Origin of the sequence: Nocardioides plantarum, assembly GCF_006346395.1 — a bacterium.
GTDB classification, from domain to species: domain Bacteria; phylum Actinomycetota; class Actinomycetes; order Propionibacteriales; family Nocardioidaceae; genus Nocardioides; species Nocardioides plantarum.
The window spans coordinates 244,421-261,530 of the sequence record NZ_VDMS01000004.1; the positions used below are offsets into that span (position 1 = coordinate 244,421).

Annotated in this window: 17 protein-coding genes; 5 read left to right on the forward strand and 12 right to left on the reverse strand. The window is 73.5% G+C overall.

Going from position 1 to position 17,110, the window contains the following annotated elements:
- Positions 1–101 precede the first annotated feature (101 nt).
- On the forward strand, positions 102–794 hold the full coding sequence (locus tag FJQ56_RS17410; protein ID WP_140010856.1) for a TetR/AcrR family transcriptional regulator: 693 nt from the start codon (positions 102–104) through the stop codon (positions 792–794).
- A gap of 228 nt (positions 795–1,022) precedes the next feature.
- Here the strand turns inward: FJQ56_RS17410 and FJQ56_RS17415 are convergent, their stop codons facing one another.
- A complete protein-coding gene (locus FJQ56_RS17415) occupies positions 1,023–2,312 on the reverse strand; it encodes an acetyl-CoA C-acetyltransferase (RefSeq protein WP_140010857.1) in 1,290 nt (429 codons plus the stop codon).
- A gap of 136 nt (positions 2,313–2,448) precedes the next feature.
- Between FJQ56_RS17415 and FJQ56_RS17420 the strand changes: the two genes are divergently transcribed.
- Positions 2,449–3,798 carry a 3-oxoacyl-ACP reductase gene (locus tag FJQ56_RS17420; protein ID WP_140010858.1) on the forward strand — a complete coding sequence of 450 codons (1,350 nt, stop codon included), beginning with the start codon at positions 2,449–2,451 and terminating at the stop codon, positions 3,796–3,798.
- A 10-nt stretch (positions 3,799–3,808) separates the two neighbouring features.
- Complete coding sequence (locus FJQ56_RS17425; protein WP_140010859.1) at positions 3,809–4,705, forward strand: MaoC family dehydratase; 897 nt, start codon at positions 3,809–3,811, stop codon at positions 4,703–4,705.
- A 119-nt stretch (positions 4,706–4,824) separates the two neighbouring features.
- On the opposite strand, the gene FJQ56_RS17430 is transcribed toward FJQ56_RS17425, so the two are convergent.
- From FJQ56_RS17430 to FJQ56_RS17455, 6 genes are all read right to left on the reverse strand, one after another.
- Positions 4,825–5,679: an acyl-CoA thioesterase gene (locus FJQ56_RS17430; protein WP_140010860.1), complete on the reverse strand. Its 855-nt coding sequence runs from the start codon at positions 5,677–5,679 to the stop codon at positions 4,825–4,827.
- A complete protein-coding gene (locus FJQ56_RS17435) occupies positions 5,676–6,623 on the reverse strand; it encodes a PAC2 family protein (RefSeq protein ID WP_170215448.1) in 948 nt (315 codons plus the stop codon). The genes FJQ56_RS17430 and FJQ56_RS17435 overlap by 4 nt, the downstream gene beginning before the upstream one ends.
- 90 nt (positions 6,624–6,713) lie before the next feature.
- Positions 6,714–8,105: a gluzincin family metallopeptidase gene (locus FJQ56_RS17440; protein ID WP_140010861.1), complete on the reverse strand. Its 1,392-nt coding sequence runs from the start codon at positions 8,103–8,105 to the stop codon at positions 6,714–6,716.
- Positions 8,089–9,993 carry a 1-deoxy-D-xylulose-5-phosphate synthase gene (gene dxs, locus FJQ56_RS17445; protein WP_140010862.1) on the reverse strand — a complete coding sequence of 635 codons (1,905 nt, stop codon included), beginning with the start codon at positions 9,991–9,993 and terminating at the stop codon, positions 8,089–8,091. The genes FJQ56_RS17440 and dxs overlap by 17 nt, the downstream gene beginning before the upstream one ends.
- Positions 9,994–10,011: 18 nt before the next feature.
- Positions 10,012–10,953 (reverse strand): SMP-30/gluconolactonase/LRE family protein, encoded by a 942-nt coding sequence (locus FJQ56_RS17450; RefSeq protein WP_140010863.1) that lies wholly within the window; start codon positions 10,951–10,953, stop codon positions 10,012–10,014.
- Entirely contained in the window at positions 10,950–11,378 is a 429-nt protein-coding gene (locus FJQ56_RS17455; RefSeq protein WP_140010864.1) for an NUDIX domain-containing protein, read from the reverse strand. The genes FJQ56_RS17450 and FJQ56_RS17455 overlap by 4 nt, the downstream gene beginning before the upstream one ends.
- 49 nt (positions 11,379–11,427) lie before the next feature.
- Between FJQ56_RS17455 and FJQ56_RS17460 the strand changes: the two genes are divergently transcribed.
- Entirely contained in the window at positions 11,428–12,459 is a 1,032-nt protein-coding gene (locus FJQ56_RS17460; RefSeq protein ID WP_170215449.1) for a glycosyl hydrolase family 18 protein, read from the forward strand.
- Positions 12,460–12,480: 21 nt separating this feature from the next.
- Here FJQ56_RS17460 and FJQ56_RS17465 read toward each other — a convergent pair whose 3' ends face one another.
- Positions 12,481–12,852 (reverse strand): hypothetical protein, encoded by a 372-nt coding sequence (locus tag FJQ56_RS17465; protein WP_140010866.1) that lies wholly within the window; start codon positions 12,850–12,852, stop codon positions 12,481–12,483.
- A gap of 181 nt (positions 12,853–13,033) precedes the next feature.
- Between FJQ56_RS17465 and FJQ56_RS17470 the strand changes: the two genes are divergently transcribed.
- Entirely contained in the window at positions 13,034–15,016 is a 1,983-nt protein-coding gene (locus FJQ56_RS17470; protein ID WP_211351143.1) for an elongation factor G, read from the forward strand.
- 10 nt (positions 15,017–15,026) lie between these two features.
- On the opposite strand, the gene FJQ56_RS17475 is transcribed toward FJQ56_RS17470, so the two are convergent.
- The 4 genes from FJQ56_RS17475 to FJQ56_RS17490 form a co-directional block, all read right to left on the reverse strand.
- Positions 15,027–15,428 (reverse strand): YjbQ family protein, encoded by a 402-nt coding sequence (locus FJQ56_RS17475; RefSeq protein WP_140010867.1) that lies wholly within the window; start codon positions 15,426–15,428, stop codon positions 15,027–15,029.
- Between the two features lie 2 nt (positions 15,429–15,430).
- Positions 15,431–16,000: a thioredoxin-like domain-containing protein gene (locus FJQ56_RS17480; protein ID WP_140010868.1), complete on the reverse strand. Its 570-nt coding sequence runs from the start codon at positions 15,998–16,000 to the stop codon at positions 15,431–15,433.
- The gene (locus tag FJQ56_RS17485; protein ID WP_140010869.1) at positions 15,997–16,314 is read right to left on the reverse strand and encodes a thiamine-binding protein; all 318 of its coding nucleotides are present in this window, start codon (positions 16,312–16,314) and stop codon (positions 15,997–15,999) included. Before FJQ56_RS17485 ends, FJQ56_RS17480 begins: the two co-directional genes overlap by 4 nt.
- A gap of 67 nt (positions 16,315–16,381) precedes the next feature.
- The gene (locus FJQ56_RS17490; protein WP_140010870.1) at positions 16,382–17,032 is read right to left on the reverse strand and encodes a hypothetical protein; all 651 of its coding nucleotides are present in this window, start codon (positions 17,030–17,032) and stop codon (positions 16,382–16,384) included.
- Positions 17,033–17,110: the final 78 nt, after the last annotated feature.

The following is a 17,110-nucleotide window of genomic DNA, read 5'->3' on the forward strand; positions in this document are numbered from 1 at the left end:
GGTGGCTGGTCCCCGGTGGCGTCCTGGCCACGGTCGGACTCAGCCTCGCCCTGCGTCACCGGCGTGCAACTCGGAGTTGCAACTTCTCGTAGGATGCTCGGATGACCACGTCGACCGGTGTCCCCGAGACCGACGGTCGCAGGCGTGCGGCGGCCTCCCGGCGCCGGCTGCGCGAGGCCGAGATCATCGCCGCGACACGCGCGGAGTTCGACCGCCAGGGGGTCGGCGAGATGCGCATCGAGGACATCGCGGCCGCCGTCGGGATCAACCGCGCGATCGTCTACCGCGTCTTCACCGGCAAGGAAGAGCTGTTCGCGCTGACCCTGGTCAGCTACCTCGACGAGCTGCGCGACGCGCTCGCCGAGGCCGCCGCCTCGACCGCGGTGCCGGCCGACCGCCTCGCCGCGATCGTCGGGGCGTTCGTCGACTACGGCGTCGCCCACCCCGCGTTCGTCGACTGCGCCCAGGCCCTGATGCGGCGTCGTGGCTCCGACCTGCTCGAGGAGATCACCGAGAGCGCACTGTTCCGCCTCGGCCGGGCCATCTCGTCGTGCCTGGCGATCCTGACCACCGCGCTGGAGGACGGCGTCGCGTCGGGTGACTTCACCGTGGCCGGCGATCCCACCCTGATGGCCAACACCCTCTACGCCAGCGGCCTCGGCGCCCTCCAGCTGGCGCGCGTCGGCCTCACCGTGACCGAGTCCGCGCCCGGCGTACCCGTCATCGGGTCGATCACCGCCGCCCAGGTGCGCGAGCACCTGGTGGCCTCGGCGTTGGCCCTCGCCGGTCGCTGAGCGGCTGTTCTGATCCGCCGCCCGAGTCGTTCGATCGAACGAGTCGGTGGGCCAAAACCGCCTGATCCGCCCCCCAACTCGTTCGATCGAACGACTCGGTGGACCAGAACCGTCTGATCCGCCCCCCAACTCGTTCGATTGCACGAGTTGGTCGCCCGCGCGTCGTCTCCAACGCGACGCCGGCCCGCCACCCCGGAGGGCGACGGGCCGGCGTACGGCGGAGAGGGGTCAGGCCCGCTCGAGGATCGCGACGACGCCCTGGCCGCCGGCGGCGCAGATCGAGATCACACCGCGCCCCGTGCCGCCCTCGGACTCGGCGAGGAGCTTGGCGAGCACGGGGATGATCCGGCCGCCGGTGGCGGCGAACGGGTGGCCCGCGGCGAGCGAGGAGCCCTTGACGTTGAGCTTGGTGCGGTCGATCGCGCCGAGCGGCTCGTCGAGGCCGAGGCGCTGCTGGCAGAAGACTGGGTCCTCCCAGGCCTTGAGCGTCGACAGCACCTGCGAGGCGAAGGCCTCGTGGATCTCGTAGAAATCGAAGTCCTGCAGCGACAGCCCCTCGCGCTGGAGCATCCGCGACATCGCGTAGGCGGGCGCCATCAGCAGGCCCTCGCCGCCGTGGACGTAGTCGACGGCCGCGGTCTCGTACGCCGTGAGGTAGGCGAGCACGGGCAGGCCGTGCTCCTCGGCCCACTCCTCGGAGGCCAGCAGCACGACCGACGCACCGTCGGTCAGCGGCGTCGAGTTGCCGGCGGTCATCGTGGCGGCCTCGCCCTTGCCGAAGACCGGCTTGAGCTTGGCGAGCTTCTCGGCGGTGGAGTCGGCGCGCAGGTTGGTGTCGCGCTCGACACCGCGGAACGGCGTGACCTGGTCGTCGAGGAAGCCGGCGTCGTACGCCGCGGCGAGGTGCTGGTGGGAGGCGGCGGCGAGCTCGTCCTGCTCCTCGCGACCGATCTGCCACTCCAGGGCGGTCAACGCGGCGTGCTCGCCCATCGAGAGCCGGGTGCGGGGCTCGCCGTTCTGCGGGATCTCGAGGCCGATGTCGCCCGGCCGGATCTGGCCCAGGGCCTTGAGCCGACCGGCGGTGTCGCGTGCGGCGTTGACCTTGACCAGCTTCTTGCGCAGCCTCTCGCTGATCGCGACGGGCGCGTCGGAGGTGGTGTCGGTGCCGCCGGCGATACCCACCTCGATCTGGCCGAGGGCGATCTTGTTGGCGACCTGGATCGCGGCCTGCAGGCCGGTGCCGCAGGCCTGCTGGATGTCGGTGGCCGGCGTCTCGGGCGAGAGCCTGGAGCCGAGCACGGCCTCGCGGGTCAGGTTGAAGTCGCGGGAGTGCTTGAGCACCGCGCCGGCGACGACCTCGCCGAGGCGCTGACCCTCGAGACCGAAGCGGGCCACCAGTCCGTCGATCGCGGCGGTGAGCATGTCCTGGTTGGAGGCGTCGGAGTAGGCGCCGTTGGAACGGGCGAACGGGATGCGGTTTCCACCGATGACGGCGACGCGACGGGTCTTCTCGATCATGCGACCATACTGACGGGTAACCACACCGGGTCCAAGGCCTTGAGGGTCACGTCACGATAAGTGGACAGTGAGTTACACGGCCAGTTACATGTGGTGATCCGGTCCCCGCACTCCAGAGAATGAGGCAGCACGCGCCATGAGCGACAAGTACCAGGGCTTCACCACCACGCCGGTCGGCAAGATCCTCGTCAAGAACCTCGGCCTGCCCGCCCCGGCCAGGCTCGAGCGCTGGACCGAGGGCGCGCCCCTGGTCGACGGCACCGTCCTCGTCGGCGGGGTCGGCCGCCTGGCCGAGTCGCTCCCCGGCCTGCTCGACACCCTGGGCATCGCCTCCACGGCGGTCAAGCCCGAGGAGGGCAAGCTCAAGGGCCTCGTCTTCGACGCCACCGGCCTGACCTCGGCCGCCGAGCTGGTCGCATTGCGCGACTTCTCCACCCCGGTCCTGCGCAGCCTCGCCGCCAACGCCCGGGTCGTCGTCCTCGGCACCCCGCCCGAGCAGGTCACGGGCAGCGAGCGCGTCGCCCAGCGCGCGCTCGAGGGCTTCACCCGCAGCCTCGGCAAGGAGATCGGCAAGGGCAGCACCGTCCAGCTGGTCTACGTCGCCGACGGCGCCGAGGCGGCCGCGACCAGCACGCTCGCCTTCCTCCTCTCGCCCAAGTCCGCCTACGTGTCCGGCCAGGTCGTCCGGATCGGCGCCCACGCCGCGAAGGGCGCGACGTCCGGCACCGTCGCCGACGAGACCCGGCCGCTGGCCGGCAAGGTCGCGCTGGTCACCGGCGCGAGCCGTGGCATCGGCGAGCAGATCGCCCGGGTGCTGCACCGCGACGGCGCGACCGTCGTCGGGGTCGACGTACCCCAGGCGGCCAGCGAGCTGCAGGCGCTGATGAAGGAGCTCGACGGCGACTGGCTCACCCTCGACATCACCGGCAAGGACGCCCCGCAGCGCATCGCCCACCACCTCGAGACGCAGCACGGCGGCGTCGACGTCGTGGTCCACAACGCCGGCATCACCCGCGACAAGAAGCTGGCCAACATGGACGACGCCCGCTGGGACTCCGTGATCGCGGTCAACCTGACCGCGCCCGAGCTCATCACCCGGGAGCTGCTCGACCAGGGCCTGGTCCACGACTTCGGCTCGATCGTCGGCGTGGCCTCGATCGCCGGGATCGCCGGCAACGTCGGGCAGACCAACTACGCGACCTCCAAGGCCGGCGTCATCGGCCTCGTCGACTCCCTCGCCGACGAGCTCGCCGAGAGGGGCACGGGCATCACCATCAACGCGGTGGCCCCCGGCTTCATCATCACCGCGATGACCGCCGCCGTGCCGTTCGCGACCCGCGAGGTCGGCCAGCGGCTCAACGCCATGGCCCAGGGCGGCCTGCCGGTCGACGTGGCCGAGACCATCGCCTGGTACGCCCACCCCGGGTCCAGCCTCGTCAACGGCAACGTGGTGCGCGTCTGCGGCCAGATGATGCTGGGGGCGTGAGGGTACGCCGATGTCCGCCATCCCCGCCCTACTCAGGGCCGCCCTGCCCTCGATCCCGGTCGTCAACCAGCTGCCCGGCGTCAAGAAGGCGCCGGTCGCCGGGTTCACCGGTCTGACCCGCACCCGCCCGCCGGTCACCGTCGACCGCGCCGCGGTCGAGGCGTACGCCGCCGTCTGCGGCTTCCCGACCAAGGACGTCGTCCCGCTCCCCTATCCCCACCTGCTGGTCTTCGACCTGCAGATGGCGATCATGAGCGACCCGGCGTTCCCCGCGCCCGCCATCGGCACCGTGCACGTCGAGAACTCCATCACCCAGCACCGTCCGATCGCGATCGGCGAGTCGCTGTCGGTCGTCGCGTCGGTCGGCGCGCCGGTGCCGCACCCCAAGGGCGTGGTCTACGAGTTCGTCACCGAGGTCCGCGCGGGCGCGGAGCTCGTCTGGGAGGAGACGTCGGCCTACCTGCGCCGCGGGGTCTCGACAGGCTCGACCACCGAGGAGGGCTCGACCACCGAGGGGGGCTCGACCACCGAGGAGGGTGCGTCGTACGGGATGGCCCTCCCCGAGGCCGCGCCCACGCCGATCCGGTGGGAGCTGCCCGCCGACCTCGGCCGCCGCTACGCCGCGGTCTCCGGCGACGCCAACCCGATCCACCTCTACCCCGTGACCGCCAAGGCCCTGGGGTTCCCGCGCCAGATCGCCCACGGCATGTGGACCATGGCGCGCTGCGTGGCCGCGCTCGAGAACCGGCTGCCCGACGCCGTACGCGTCGACGTCGCGTTCAAGAAGCCCGTGCTCCTGCCCGGCACCGTCGCCTTCGGCGTCACCCCGCTCGACGACGGCATCGCGTTCGGCCTGACCAGCCCGAGCGGCAAGGCCCACCTCGCCGGTCGTACGACGTCCCTCTAGGTCCGAGGCAGGTTGACGTGTCCCTGCGGTGATCTCGACTCGCGGTCGCGAGCTCGTCCCTCGCTCGCGCGCTCGCTCGATCTTCAGACCTGGTCGGCAGCCCGCTCGTTCCTCGCGGGCTACCGGGTCTTCGGCCGGATCAGGCCCTCCTGGGCGGCCGACGCGACGAGCGTGCCGTCCTGGGTGAAGACCCGGCCGATGGAGAAGCCGCGCGCGCCGGAGGCCGACGGGGAGGTCTGGTCGTAGAGCCACCACTCGTCGACGCGGAACGGGCGGTGGAACCAGACGGCGTGGTCGAGCGAGGCCATCTGGACCGACGCCGGGTTGGCCGGGTGGGCGGCGAGGGAGGCACCGAGCAGGGAGACGTCGCTGGCGTAGGTGAAGGCCGCGAGGTGGTCGAGCGGGTTGTCGCCCATCTCGCCGCGCACCCTGATCCACATCCGGGCCTGCGAGGGGTGGGCCGGGTCGGGCTCGAGGCCGTGGCGCGAGTTGCCGAGCCAGCGTACGTCGAGGGCGGCCCACTCCTTGCCGAGCGCGTCGGCGTCCTCGTTGCCCCCGCCGCGCATCAGCTCGACCAGGTCCATGCCGTCCTCGGGGCCCGGGACGTCGGGCATCACGTCCTGGTGGTCGAAGCCCTCCTCGGCACGCTGGAAGCTCAGGGTCTGGTAGTAGATCGGGCGGCCGTGCTGACGCGCCATCACCCGGCGGGTCGCGAAGGACCGGCCGTCGCGGATCCGCTCGACCTCGTAGATCACGGGCACGCCGTAGTCGCCGGGCAGCAGGAAGTAGGAGTGCAGCGAGTGCACCGAGAAGTCGTCGGGCACCGACCGGGCGCCGGCCACGAGGGCCTGCGCGGCGACCTGCCCGCCGTAGACCCGCTGCCGGGTCGACTCGGGGTGGGCGCCGCGGAACAGGTCGACGTCGAGGTACTCGAGGTCGAGGAGCGCGATCAGCTCCTGGGCGGGGTCGCTCATCGGTCCTCCTCCGGCTCGTCGCCGGTGTCCTTGCCGTCGTCCTCCAGGCCGGCCAGGAACTGCTCGAACTGCTGCCCGATCTCCTCACCGGTGGGGATCGGCTGGTCCTCGGCGAGCAGGCTCGACCCGCTCTCCTCGGCCTGCGCGAAGGAGTCGTACTGACGCTCCAAGGAGGCGACGATGTCGCCGACCTCCTCGTTGGCCGACAGGTAGCGGGCGATCTCGCTCTCGCGGTCGTCGGCGGCGGCGCGCAGGTCGGTCAGGTCGAGGGTCAGCCGTCCGGAGCGCTCGACGTGCTCCAGCAGGATCACCGAGGCGCGGGGGTAGTCGAGCTGGGCGAGGTAGTGCGGGATGTGCGCGACGAACCCGAGGGCGTCGCGACCCCACTCGCCGAGCCGGATCTCGAGCAGCGCCTGGGCGCTGCTGGGCACTCGGAGCTCGCCCTGCCACGGGTTGACGCCGCTGATCAGCCGCACGTCGTTGGCGTGGTGGGTCACCGCGATGGGCCGGGTGTGGGGCACGGCCATCGGCACCGAGCCCACGCTGACCACCCGCGTGACCCCGAGCCGCTCGACGACCTCGCGCACCGCCCGACAGAAGGCCTCCCACCGGTTGTCGGGCTCGGGACCGTGGAGCAGGAGGTAGGGGTCGTCGCCCGCGTCGCGCAGCAGCCGGACGACCAGCCGGGGGGCGTCGTAGGACTCGTAGTGGTCGCGCTGGAACGTCACGGCGGGTCGGCGGGCGCGGTAGTCGTGGAACTGGTCGACGTCGAACGTCGCCACCACCGAGCCACCGTCGCTGATCGCCGAGAGGTGCTGTGCCGCGAGCGCCGCCGAGCTGCCGGCGTCGAGGAAGCCGTCGAGCGCGACGACCATGGTCAGCTCGTCGAGCCCCTCGAGTCCGGGCACCTCGTCGAGGATGTGGACCAACCGCTCTGCGCTCACCTGTCCACCCTAGTGACGACGGCAGGGCGCGGCCCGGGCGGTTCGGCTGAGGTGACCTACGCCTCGCCCGGGAGGTCGACGAGAGAAGGGCTATCCGGTGGCGGACGGGCGGGGCGGGGTCGGCGTGGTCGGCGTGGTCGGTGTGGTCGGCGTGGCGTATGTCGTGCGCATCAGCGCCGCCCCGCGCCGGGCGAGCTGGTCGACGGAGATCTCGAGCAGGTCGCGCACGACCGTGCGTGGGTCGTCGCCGGGGCGTCGGGTGAACGCCTCGAGCATGGTCCACGGGGCGTCGGGCCCGTAGGTCCGCACGAGCCACTCGCACACCCACCACGACAGGGCGTAGTGGGTCGCCGCGTCGTCGTCGTTGAAGGACCCGTCGCCCGGCATCGTGCGGATGCCGCGCCGGGCGGCCGCCAGCGCCGCGGCGGGCACCCGGCGCTCCTGCGGCGAGCTGGCCTGCCACGACACCCACTCGGCGAGGCCCTCGCTGAGCCACAGCGGCACGCCGTCGTCGTGGGTGCCGACGGCCACGTGGACCAGCTCGTGGCGCACCAGGCGGTCGAGGTCGGCGTCGGGGCGGCGGGCCCCGGCGCGGCTCAGCAGCGTCGGGCTCAGCGCGAACCGCGTCGAGGCGATCTCGTCGTCGCCGGCCGGCACGGTGAAGGCCAGGCCGTCGAGGGCCTCGGGGTCACCACCGGGCAGGTCGTCGAAGCCCTCGAGGAACCGGGGGTCGGAGAGCGCGTAGACGACGGCCTGCGAGCCCCACTCGTCGAACGGCACCCGCGCCGACACGTCGGCGATGCCTCGTTGGACCGAGCGGACCACGCCCCGGGACTCGCGCTCGTCGGCGGTGTCGAACACGCCGAGCACGCCGGCCCCCTCGCGCACGGTGACCGGCTCGGTGTCCCACGGCTGCTGCAGGCCGGCGTGGTCGGCCTCCCAGGCGCGGTCGGTCGTCGAGCTCACCCGGTAGGAGCCGGAGCCGGCCGGCACGAACCGGAACCGGTCGAGGGTGCGCGTCGGCAGGGCGTCGTACGGCGTCAGCTGCAGGGTGATCTCGACGACGCCCCAGTAGGCGTCACCGGTGCGCAGCAGGCTGGCCGGCTCGAGGCGGTAGGAGAGCTTCGAGAGCGGCAGCTGGACGAGGTTGTCGAAGTAGACGCCCTCGGTGGTCAGCAGGGACGCGCGGGGCGCCAGGCCGGCCTCGAACGACGCCCGGTCGTGGGCGAGCACCGCGGCGGCACGAGTGTCGAGCAGCTGCTGCAGGTCGCCGACGACGTCGGCGCGGACCTCGCGCGCGGGGCCCGACGACGCGGTGCCGACCTGGGTGGGCACCGGCGCACCGCTGCCCGGGGGCAGGGTGAGCGTGCTGCTCGGTGCGTCGGGCGGGTCGGCCGACGGGTCGCGGGTGCTGCAGGCGGCAGCGAGCGCGAGCGCGGCGGTCAGGGTGGTGGCGACGGCTGCCCTACGGCGCGTCGACACGGTCGACCAGCACTCCCCCGTCGGCGAGGGCGGTGACGTCCTCGACGATGCCGCGGGCGAGGGCCTGGGGGGTCAGCCCGATGCGCTCGAGGATCGTGTCACGCTTGGCGTGGCTCAGGAACTGCTGCGGGATGCCGTGGAGGCGGAACGGGGTGGTGACGCCGGCGTCGTTGAGCGTCTGCAGCAGGGTCGCGCCGCAGCCGCCGACCCGCCCGTTGTCCTCGATGCTGACGACGAGCGAGTGCTGCCGGGCGAGCTCGACGATCGCGGCGTCGACGGGCATCACCCAGCGGGGGTCGACGACGGTGACGCCGATGCCCTGGTCGACCAGTCGGGCGGCCACGTCGACCGCGACCGCGGCCATCGAGCCGACCCCGACCACGAGCACGTCGAAGGCGCCGTTGCGGACCAGCACGTCGGCCCCGCCGGCCTTGCCGATGGCGGGGATGTCGTCGGGGGGCGCGCCCTTGGGAAGGCGCAGCACGGTGGGGGCGTCGTCGACGGTGACGGCCTCGCGGAGCAGCTCGCGGACGCGGGCCCCGTCACGGGGCGCGGCGAGCCGCAGGCCCGGCACCACCTGGAGGATCGACATGTCCCACATGCCGTTGTGGCTGGCGCCGTCGTCGCCGGTGACGCCGGCGCGGTCGATCACGAACGTGACGCCGCACCGGTGCAGTGCGACGTCCATCAGCACCTGGTCGAAGGCCCGGTTGAGGAACGTCGCGTAGATCGCGACGACCGGGTGCAGCCCGCCCATCGCGAGGCCGGCCGCGGACGTCGCGGCGTGCTGCTCGGCGATGCCGACGTCGAAGGTGCGGTCGGGGTAGTGGGCCTGGAACTTGCCGAGGCCGACGGGGTGCAGCATCGCCGCCGTCACCGCCACGATGTCGGGGCGCTCGGCACCGAGCGTGACGATCTCGTCGGTGAAGAAGTCGGTCCAGATGCCGCCCTTGGGGACGCTCTCGCCCGACTCGACGTCGAACGGGCCGATCTGGTGGAACTGGTCCTGCACGTGGCGCTCGGCGGCGTCGTAGCCGAAGCCCTTGCGGGTGATCGCGTGGACGATGACCGGACCGCCGAACCGCTTGGCCTGGGCGAGGGCCTGCTCCATGGCGGCGAGGTCGTGACCGTCGACGGGCCCGACGTACTTGAGTCCGAGGTCCTCGAAGAGACCCTGGGGAGCCAGCGCGTCCTTGAGGCCCTTCTTCATCGCGTGCAGCGCGTCGTAGGCCGCCGGCCCGACGCCCTTGACCGAGGTCAGGCGCTTCTTGACCAGGTCGAGGACCTGCTCGTAGCGGGGGTTGGTGCGCAGGGCGGTCAGCGCCGTCGTCAGCCCGCCCACCGTGGGCGTGTAGGAGCGGCCGTTGTCGTTGACGACGATGACCAGGCGGCTGTCGTGGGCGACGGCGATGTTGTTGAGGGCCTCCCAGGCCATGCCGCCGGTGAGCGCGCCGTCGCCGATCACCGCGACGACGTGGCGGTCCTCGCCGCGGATGCGGTAGGCCTTGGCGAGGCCGTCGGCGTAGCTCAGCGAGGTCGAGGCGTGGGAGTTCTCGACGATGTCGTGGGGCGACTCGGCCTGGCTGGGGTAGCCCGACAGCCCTCCCTCGGTGCGCAGGCCGCCGAACTCGGCGGCGCGGCCGGTGAGCATCTTGTGGACGTAGGCCTGGTGGCCGGTGTCGAAGACGACCCGGTCGGTCGGGGAGTCGAAGACCCGGTGGATCGCCATCGTCAGCTCGACGACCCCGAGGTTGGGGCCCAGGTGTCCGCCGACGCGCGAGCAGCTCTGGACCAGCAGGTCGCGCACCTCGGTCGCCAGGGTCGCGAGCTGCTCCTCGTCGAGACCGCGGAGGTCGCGCGGACCGGTGATCGACTCGAGCAGGGACATGGGGGGGAGTTTACGGGGTCACAGGTCCACGACGGCGATCGCTGCCTCGTGGAGGCTGCCCATCCAGACGCGTCCCTCGTGCTCACGCACCCCGGTGACCATGTGGTAGGCCGTCGCCTGATCACCCGGGTCGATGTCGATGTCGTGCACCAGCCGGCCCTCGTCGTCGTAGGCCTGGACGCGCACGGTCTTCTTCGGCTGGGGCTGCAGCCTGGTGGGCAGCTTCGTGGCGAGCTTGCGCAGCTTGAGCGGTCCGGTCTGCAGCCGCTCGACGACGGGGTCGCGCGGGCTGGCGATGGTGACCCAGATGAGGCCGTCGCTGCCGCGCGCGATGTTGTCGGGATAGCCGGGCAGGTCGGAGCAGAGCAGGTCGCGCATGCCCTTGCGGTTGCCGGTGAGCCAGCGGCGTACGACGGTGCGCCCGCCGGTCTCGGCGACGCAGACGTAGTCCTCGCGCGCCGACAGCGCGACGCCGTTGGCGAAGGCCAGTCCGTCGATGACCACGGTGACGGTGCCGTCGGGGTCGAGGCGGCAGAGCCGGCCGGTGCGGGTGTGCTGGACGAAGTCGTCCTTCCAGCGCTCGATGCCGAACTTCGTCGAGGAGTCGGAGAACCACACGGTGCCGTCGGAGGCGATGGCGGCGTTGTTGCAGAACTTCATCGGCGTGCCGTCGATCTCGCCCGTGACCGCCTCGACGGCGCCGTTGCGGGTGTCGACGCGCAGCAGGCCGCGGTGGGCGTCACAGACCAGCAGGCGCCCGTCGAGGTCGAGCTCGAGACCCAGCGGTCGGCCCTGGGTGCGGGCGACCACGTCGACCCGGGCGCCGTCGTGGCTCACGCGGAAGATCGAGCCGTCCTCGGTGCCGGTGAACACCGCCCCCTCGTCGGCGCCCGCCAGGCCCACGACGACGTCCTCGGCGCCGGGTCCGGGGACGGGGTGGACGACGAGGGTGCGCGTCATGTCGTGAGCCTTCGGTAGAGGTCGGAGGAGAGCAGGGCGGGCAGCGCGAGGGACGCCGAGTGGCTCAACGGCAGGTCGCCGAGGGTGGCCGGGTCGACGAAGACGATCTGGCGGCCCTCGTGGCACTCGATGTCGGCGTCGGCGAGGTCGGCGCCGGCGACGTAGAGGTGGACGGGGTCGGTCGTGCCGTAGTGCTCGTGGAAGACGTGCAGCGTCGTGTGGTGGTGCAGCGTGCCGGGGGCCAGGGCGAGTCCGGTCTCCTCGAGCAGCTCGCGGTAGGCCGCGGCCTCGGGCTCCTCGCCCTCCTCGACGTGACCCCCGCTCATGCTCCACGTCTCGGGGTCGATCGGCGCGTGCTCGTCGCGCTCCTGCAGGAGCAGCCAGCCGCGACGGTCGACCAGGACCACGCAGGCGAACGATGGCATCCGGCCACCCTGTCATACCGGCCGGGCCGCGGGTGGCACGCTGGCCGACGTGCTGCGGACCCCGATCGCCCTCGCCCTGGTCACCACCACCCTGGTGACCGCCCTGGTCGCCGGCGGCCCGGTCCACGACCCCGCCCTGGCGGCCCCCGCCGCGACGACCCGGGCCGCGCTCCCCCTCACCGGGTTCGCCTACGGGGGGCTGCCGCGGGCGACCCTGCGCCGCGACGCCCCGGCCCTCCGCACCGTGACCGTCGACGGCGTCGCCCTGGCGGCCGACGGACGCGCGGTGGCCGAGCCCGACGAGGCCATGGTCGGACTCGGCCGGTCGGCGCGGGCCAAGGGCCTCCACACCGAGCTGCTCGTGCACAACTTCAGCGGCCGCCTCGACGACTTCGACCCCCGGCGGGCCCACCGGCTGCTGGCCGACCCGCAGGCGATCGCCCGCGTCAGCGCCCAGCTGGCCGGGCTCGTCGATGCCGGCGGCTGGGACGGGGTCAACGTCGACCTCGAGCTGGTCCCCGAGGACGACGCCCCGGGCCTGGTCGCGCTCTGCGAGGCCCTGCAGGACGCGCTGCCCGCCGACAGGACCGTCACCATCGACATCTCTGCCGCCGCCTCGCCGCGCGCCTACCGCCGGCACGGCTACGACCTGACCGGCATCGCCGCGGCCGTGGACCGGATCGAGCTGATGGCCTACGACGAGCACGGCCCGGGCTGGTCGGAGCCCGGTGCGATCGGCGGCCTGCGCTGGCAGCGCGAGGCCGCCGTCGCGATGCGCCGTGTCGTGCCCGCCGACAAGATCGACCTCGGTACGGCGGCCTACGGCTACGCCTGGCGCGACGGGCACCAGGGACGGGGATCGACGCTGAGCCCGGCCCTGGCCCGCGCCACCGCGAGGCGGGCCGGCGTGCGGCCGGTCTGGCACGCCGGCGTGGCCGAGTGGTCGGCGCGACTGCCGAGCGGCACGGTCGTCTGGTGGGCCGACGCACGGTCGCTGCGCCACCGGGCCGCCCTGGCCCGCGACCTCGGCCTGCACGGGCTGGCCCTGTGGCGCCTCGGCCCGGCCGACCCGCTCGTCTGACGGACCCGACGACCCGACGACCTAGAGCCGGGCGCGGTAGCGGGTGCCGCGCAAGGCGTCCTCGACCAGGCCGACCTCGCGGCGTACGGCGGACAGGCGCGCGTCCTCGGTCAGCCAGGTCTGCACCGCCTCGTCGACCACGTCGGGCGGCGCGACGTGGCGCAGCTCGCCGCGCGCCTGGCTGAGGCCCTGCTGGCAGGCGGCCTGCATCGCCTCGACGTGCAGCACCGCGAAGCGGGCGAGCAGGACCACGTGGCGACGCAGTGTGGGGTAGGAGCGGTACTCGGGCGGGCTCAGGTCGAGCAGCCAGGACTCGGCGGTGACCTCCCAGCGCGGCGCGTCGGGCGGACGGACGGCGGCGGGCCAGCCGGGCGGCACCACGAGGGACGTCATGGTCCCCACTGTAGTCGAACGCGTGTTCGAGGCGACCCGGAATTCGTTGGACCGGGAGCCCCACCACGTGCCAGCGTCGCCGCGTCGCCACCCGAGCGCGACCCCCGTCCCGACCCAGGAGCACCCATGCGCGCAGCCACCACGCCCCGGACCCTTTTCCGTCCTTCCGTGGAGCTGCCCCGTGACCCTGCCCCTGCCCACCCTCAACCTCGGGATCGTCGCGCACGTTGACGCCGGCAAGACGAGCCTGACCGAGCGCCTGCTCTACGAGGCCGGCGCGATCGACGCGCCCGGCAGCGTCGATGCCGGCACGACCCGCACCGACTCGCTCGACCTCGAGCGGCGCCGTGGCATCACGATCCGGGCCGCGGTGACGTCGTTCCGGTGGGACGCCGACGTCGACCCGCTCGTGGTCAACCTCCTCGACACCCCCGGCCACCCCGACTTCATCGCCGAGGTCGAGCGCTCGCTGGGCGTGCTCGACGCGGCCGTCCTCGTGCTGTCCTCGGTCGAGGGCGTGCAGCCGCAGACCGTGGTGATCTGGCGCGCCCTGCAGCGCATCGGCGTGCCGACCGTGCTGTTCGTCAACAAGGTCGACCGCTCCGGCGCCGACGTCGACCGGGTCGTCGAGCAGGTGCGCCGCCGCCTCACGCCGTACGTCGTCCCGCTGAGCCGCGTGCAGGGGGCCGGCACCCGTGCCGCCCGGGTGACCGAGGTGCCCTACGACGACGAGTCGGTCGTGACCGCCGTCGCCGAGGCCGACGACGGCGTGCTCCAGCGGTGGGCGACTGACCGGGCTCAGCACCCGACCCAGGTCGCGGACGCGCTGCGCCGTGGGGTCCGCGACGGCAGCCTGACGCCACTGCTGTGTGGATCGGCGATCACCGGCGCTGGCCTGCCGGGGCTGCGCGCCGCGCTCGCCTCCCTGCTCCCTCGGGCCGAGACGTCGACGGGCGCGCTCGCCGGGACCGTCTTCGCCGTCGACCGCGACGAGCGTGGACGGCGGGCCTGGGTGCGACTGTGGGCCGGCGAGCTGCGGGTGCGCGACCGGGTGGCCTTCGGCGCCGGCGAGCCCGCACGGCTGACCGAGGTCGCCGTCAGCTCCCCCGACGGCCCCGACGGCCTACGTGCGGGGGTGGCTCGGGCCGGGCAGATCGCCGTCGTGCGCGGGCCGGCGGCGCGGATCGGGGACACGACCGGGCGGCCGCCCGCACGGCGTACGCACCGGTTCACCCCGGCCACGCTGCAGGCCCTCGTCGAGCCCGAGGACCCCACCCGGCGCACGGCGCTCTACGCCGGGCTGACCGAGCTCGCCGACGAGGACCCCCTCATCGACCTGCGCCTCGACGAGGTCGACGGCGAGGCGGCCGTCAGCCTGCACGGCGAGGTGCAGAAGGAGGTGCTCGCCGCGCTCCTCGAGGAGCGGTACGACGTCCGCGTCCGGTTCCTGCAGACCTCGGTCGTCTGCCTCGAGCGCGTGGTGGGCACCGGCACGGCGACGGAGCAGATCCTGGTGGCCGACAACCCCTACCTCGCCGGGCTGGGGCTGCGCATCGAGGCGGCGACAGTGGGGCACGGCGTGGGCTTCTCCCCCGGCGTCGAGCGCGGCAACCTCCCGCCGGCCTTCGTGGCGGCCACCGAGGAGGGCGTCCGGGCAGCGCTGCGCCAGGGACCCCACGGCTGGGAGGTGACCGACTGCGTGGTGACGATGACGTCGTCGGCGTACTGGCCGCGGCAGAGCCGCCCGCACCAGAGGTTCGACAAGTCGATCTCGACGGTGGCCGCAGACTTCCGCCACCTCGCGCCGGTCGTGGTCGCGGCCGCGCTGGCCGGGGCTCGCACCCGGGTGTGTCGCCCGGTCGACCGGTTCGAGCTCGACCTGCCCGAGACGGCGTACGCCGCCGTGGCCGGGCTGCTGGGGCGCCTCGGCGCGGTGCTGCTCGAGACCGCGACGAGCGGTGGCTACGCGCGCCTGGTGGGCCACCTGCCGTCGACGGCGGTGCCGGACGTCGCCGCCCGGCTGCCCGACCTGACCGGCGGGGAGGGCGTCCTGGTGACCGGCCTGGACCACCACGCACCGGTCGCCGGGGTCGCCCCGCGCCGTCGGCGGCACGGGCCCGACCCGCTCGACCGGGCCGCGTGGTTCCGCGACGTGCCCCGGTGAGCGTGCGGCGTCAGCCGAGGAGGCTGAAGCGGACCTCGCGCACAGCATTGTCGACGTTGAGGTCGACCAGGCAGATGCTCTGCCAGGTACCGAGGGCGAGCCGCCCGCCGAGCACCGGCACCGTCGCGTGCGGCGGCACGATCGCGGGCATCACGTGCGAACGGCCGTGGCCCGGGCTGCCGTGGCGGTGCCGCCAGCGGTCGTCGGCCGGCAGCAGGTCGCCGAGTGCGGCGAGCAGGTCGTCGTCGGAGCCGGCACCGGTCTCGATGATCGCGATCCCGCAGGTGGCGTGCGGCACGAAGACCTGCAGGATCCCGTCGCCGCCGCCGGCCACGACGTCGGCCGCGTCGGACGTCAGGTCGAGGACGACCTCACGGCCCCCGGTGCGATAGCTGCGGGTCTCGCTGCGCATGCTCACAGGCCGAGCTGCTCGGCGACCGAGGCGGCGTCGGCCGCGCCGACCCCGCCCGTGCAGGTGACCAGGCCGGACTCGGGGGCGATCGGGTTGTTCTCGTAGGTGTCGACGAACGTCACCAGGCGCGGGTCGTCAGGCCCGTCGAGTGCGACCTGCCGCTCCCACGACGACACGACCACGGGGCTCTCGAGACCGTCGTACGGCGTCATGATGCCGTTGTCGGGCACCTGCTCGGCCAGCGCGGCGACCTGGGACTCGTCGAGGGCGGTCGCGTCGTAGGCGAGCCAGATGCCGCCGTGCTCGAGGTTGTGCACGGCGAGCTCGTCGGCGACCGGGTCGGTGTAGACGCCGCAGTCGAGCCAGGCGCCGACGTGGTCACCGCCCACCGGGGGCGACTGCTCGTAGTCGACGGCGGTCTCGACGTGGGCGTTGCCGAGGTCGGAGAACCGCTGCAGGCCCACGATGTCGGCCTCGGGCCTCTCCTCGTCGTCGCGCACCAGCAGCACCACCGCGACGGCCACGATGGCCACCGCGAGCACGCCGATCAGACCGACCAGCGCGCGGTTCACCCGTCGCCGTTCTGGTCGTCGGCCAGGGCCGCCTCGAGCCGGTCGAGCTTGGCGGTCATCTCGCCGGTGCGGCCCGGACGGATGTCGGCCTTGAGCACGAGCCCGACCCGCGGCGAGACCGCGGCGACGACGTCGACGGCGCGCTTGACGACGTCCATCACCTCGTCCCACTCGCCCTCGATGTTGGTGAACATCGCGTTGGTCTCGTGGGGCAGGCCCGACTCGCGGACCACGCGCACCGCGGCGGCGACGGCCTCGGCCACTCCCCCGTCGGCGTCCCCGCTGGTGGGGCTGATGCTGAAGGCGACGATCATGCGGTCACGCTACCGAGCCGGGGCCAGCCTGCGGTCGGCCGGCGGTCAGGACCCGGTCAGGACCCGGTCAGGACCCGGTCAGGACCCGGTAGGAGTCGGGTCCCAGGAAGAAGCCCTGGCTGCGGGTGCGGTCCAGGCAGGTGACGCCCGCGTCCTCGACGAGGCACTCGATGCCGGTCGCCGAGGAGGCCGCGACCGCGCCGACCTCGACCACGGGCGCGTCGGGCTCGCGGATCGTGTCGCTGTTGCACACCGGGAGCGGGTCGGCCTGGCCGGTCGGGTCGAAGGTGATCCGGCCGACGTTCTGGCTGGCCCCGTCGGAGCCGCAGTAGTCGGGGTCGGGGATGCCGCCGGAGGGCAGCTCGCAGCCGATCTCGGCGTCGGAGTCGAGCAGGCAGTAGGTGCCGGCCTCGGTCTCGAACCGGGTCAGGTCCCGGGGCTCGCGGACCGCCGCGTCGAACAGGGCCAGCGCGTCGTCGTACGTCGCAGGGCCGGCACCGGGATCGGCCGACCCCGACTCCGAGGCGGTGGGGTCGTCGGTGGGTGCCTCGCTCGGCGGCTGCGAGGTCGACCCGGTGGGCGCCGGGACGGTGACGGTCACGGTCTCGGTCGGGTCGGCTCCGGGCTCGTCGTCGCTGCAGGCGGCGGCGCCGAGGGCCAGGGCCGCCAGCAGCAGGGGCAGCGCGGCACGGGTCACGAGGTGGGGGCGCGTGGTCACGGACCCATCGTCTCGGGCCCGACCGCGAGCCGTCGGCAACCCCGTCGTCCCGGCGCGCCGCGGGGCGGCGTACGTCGG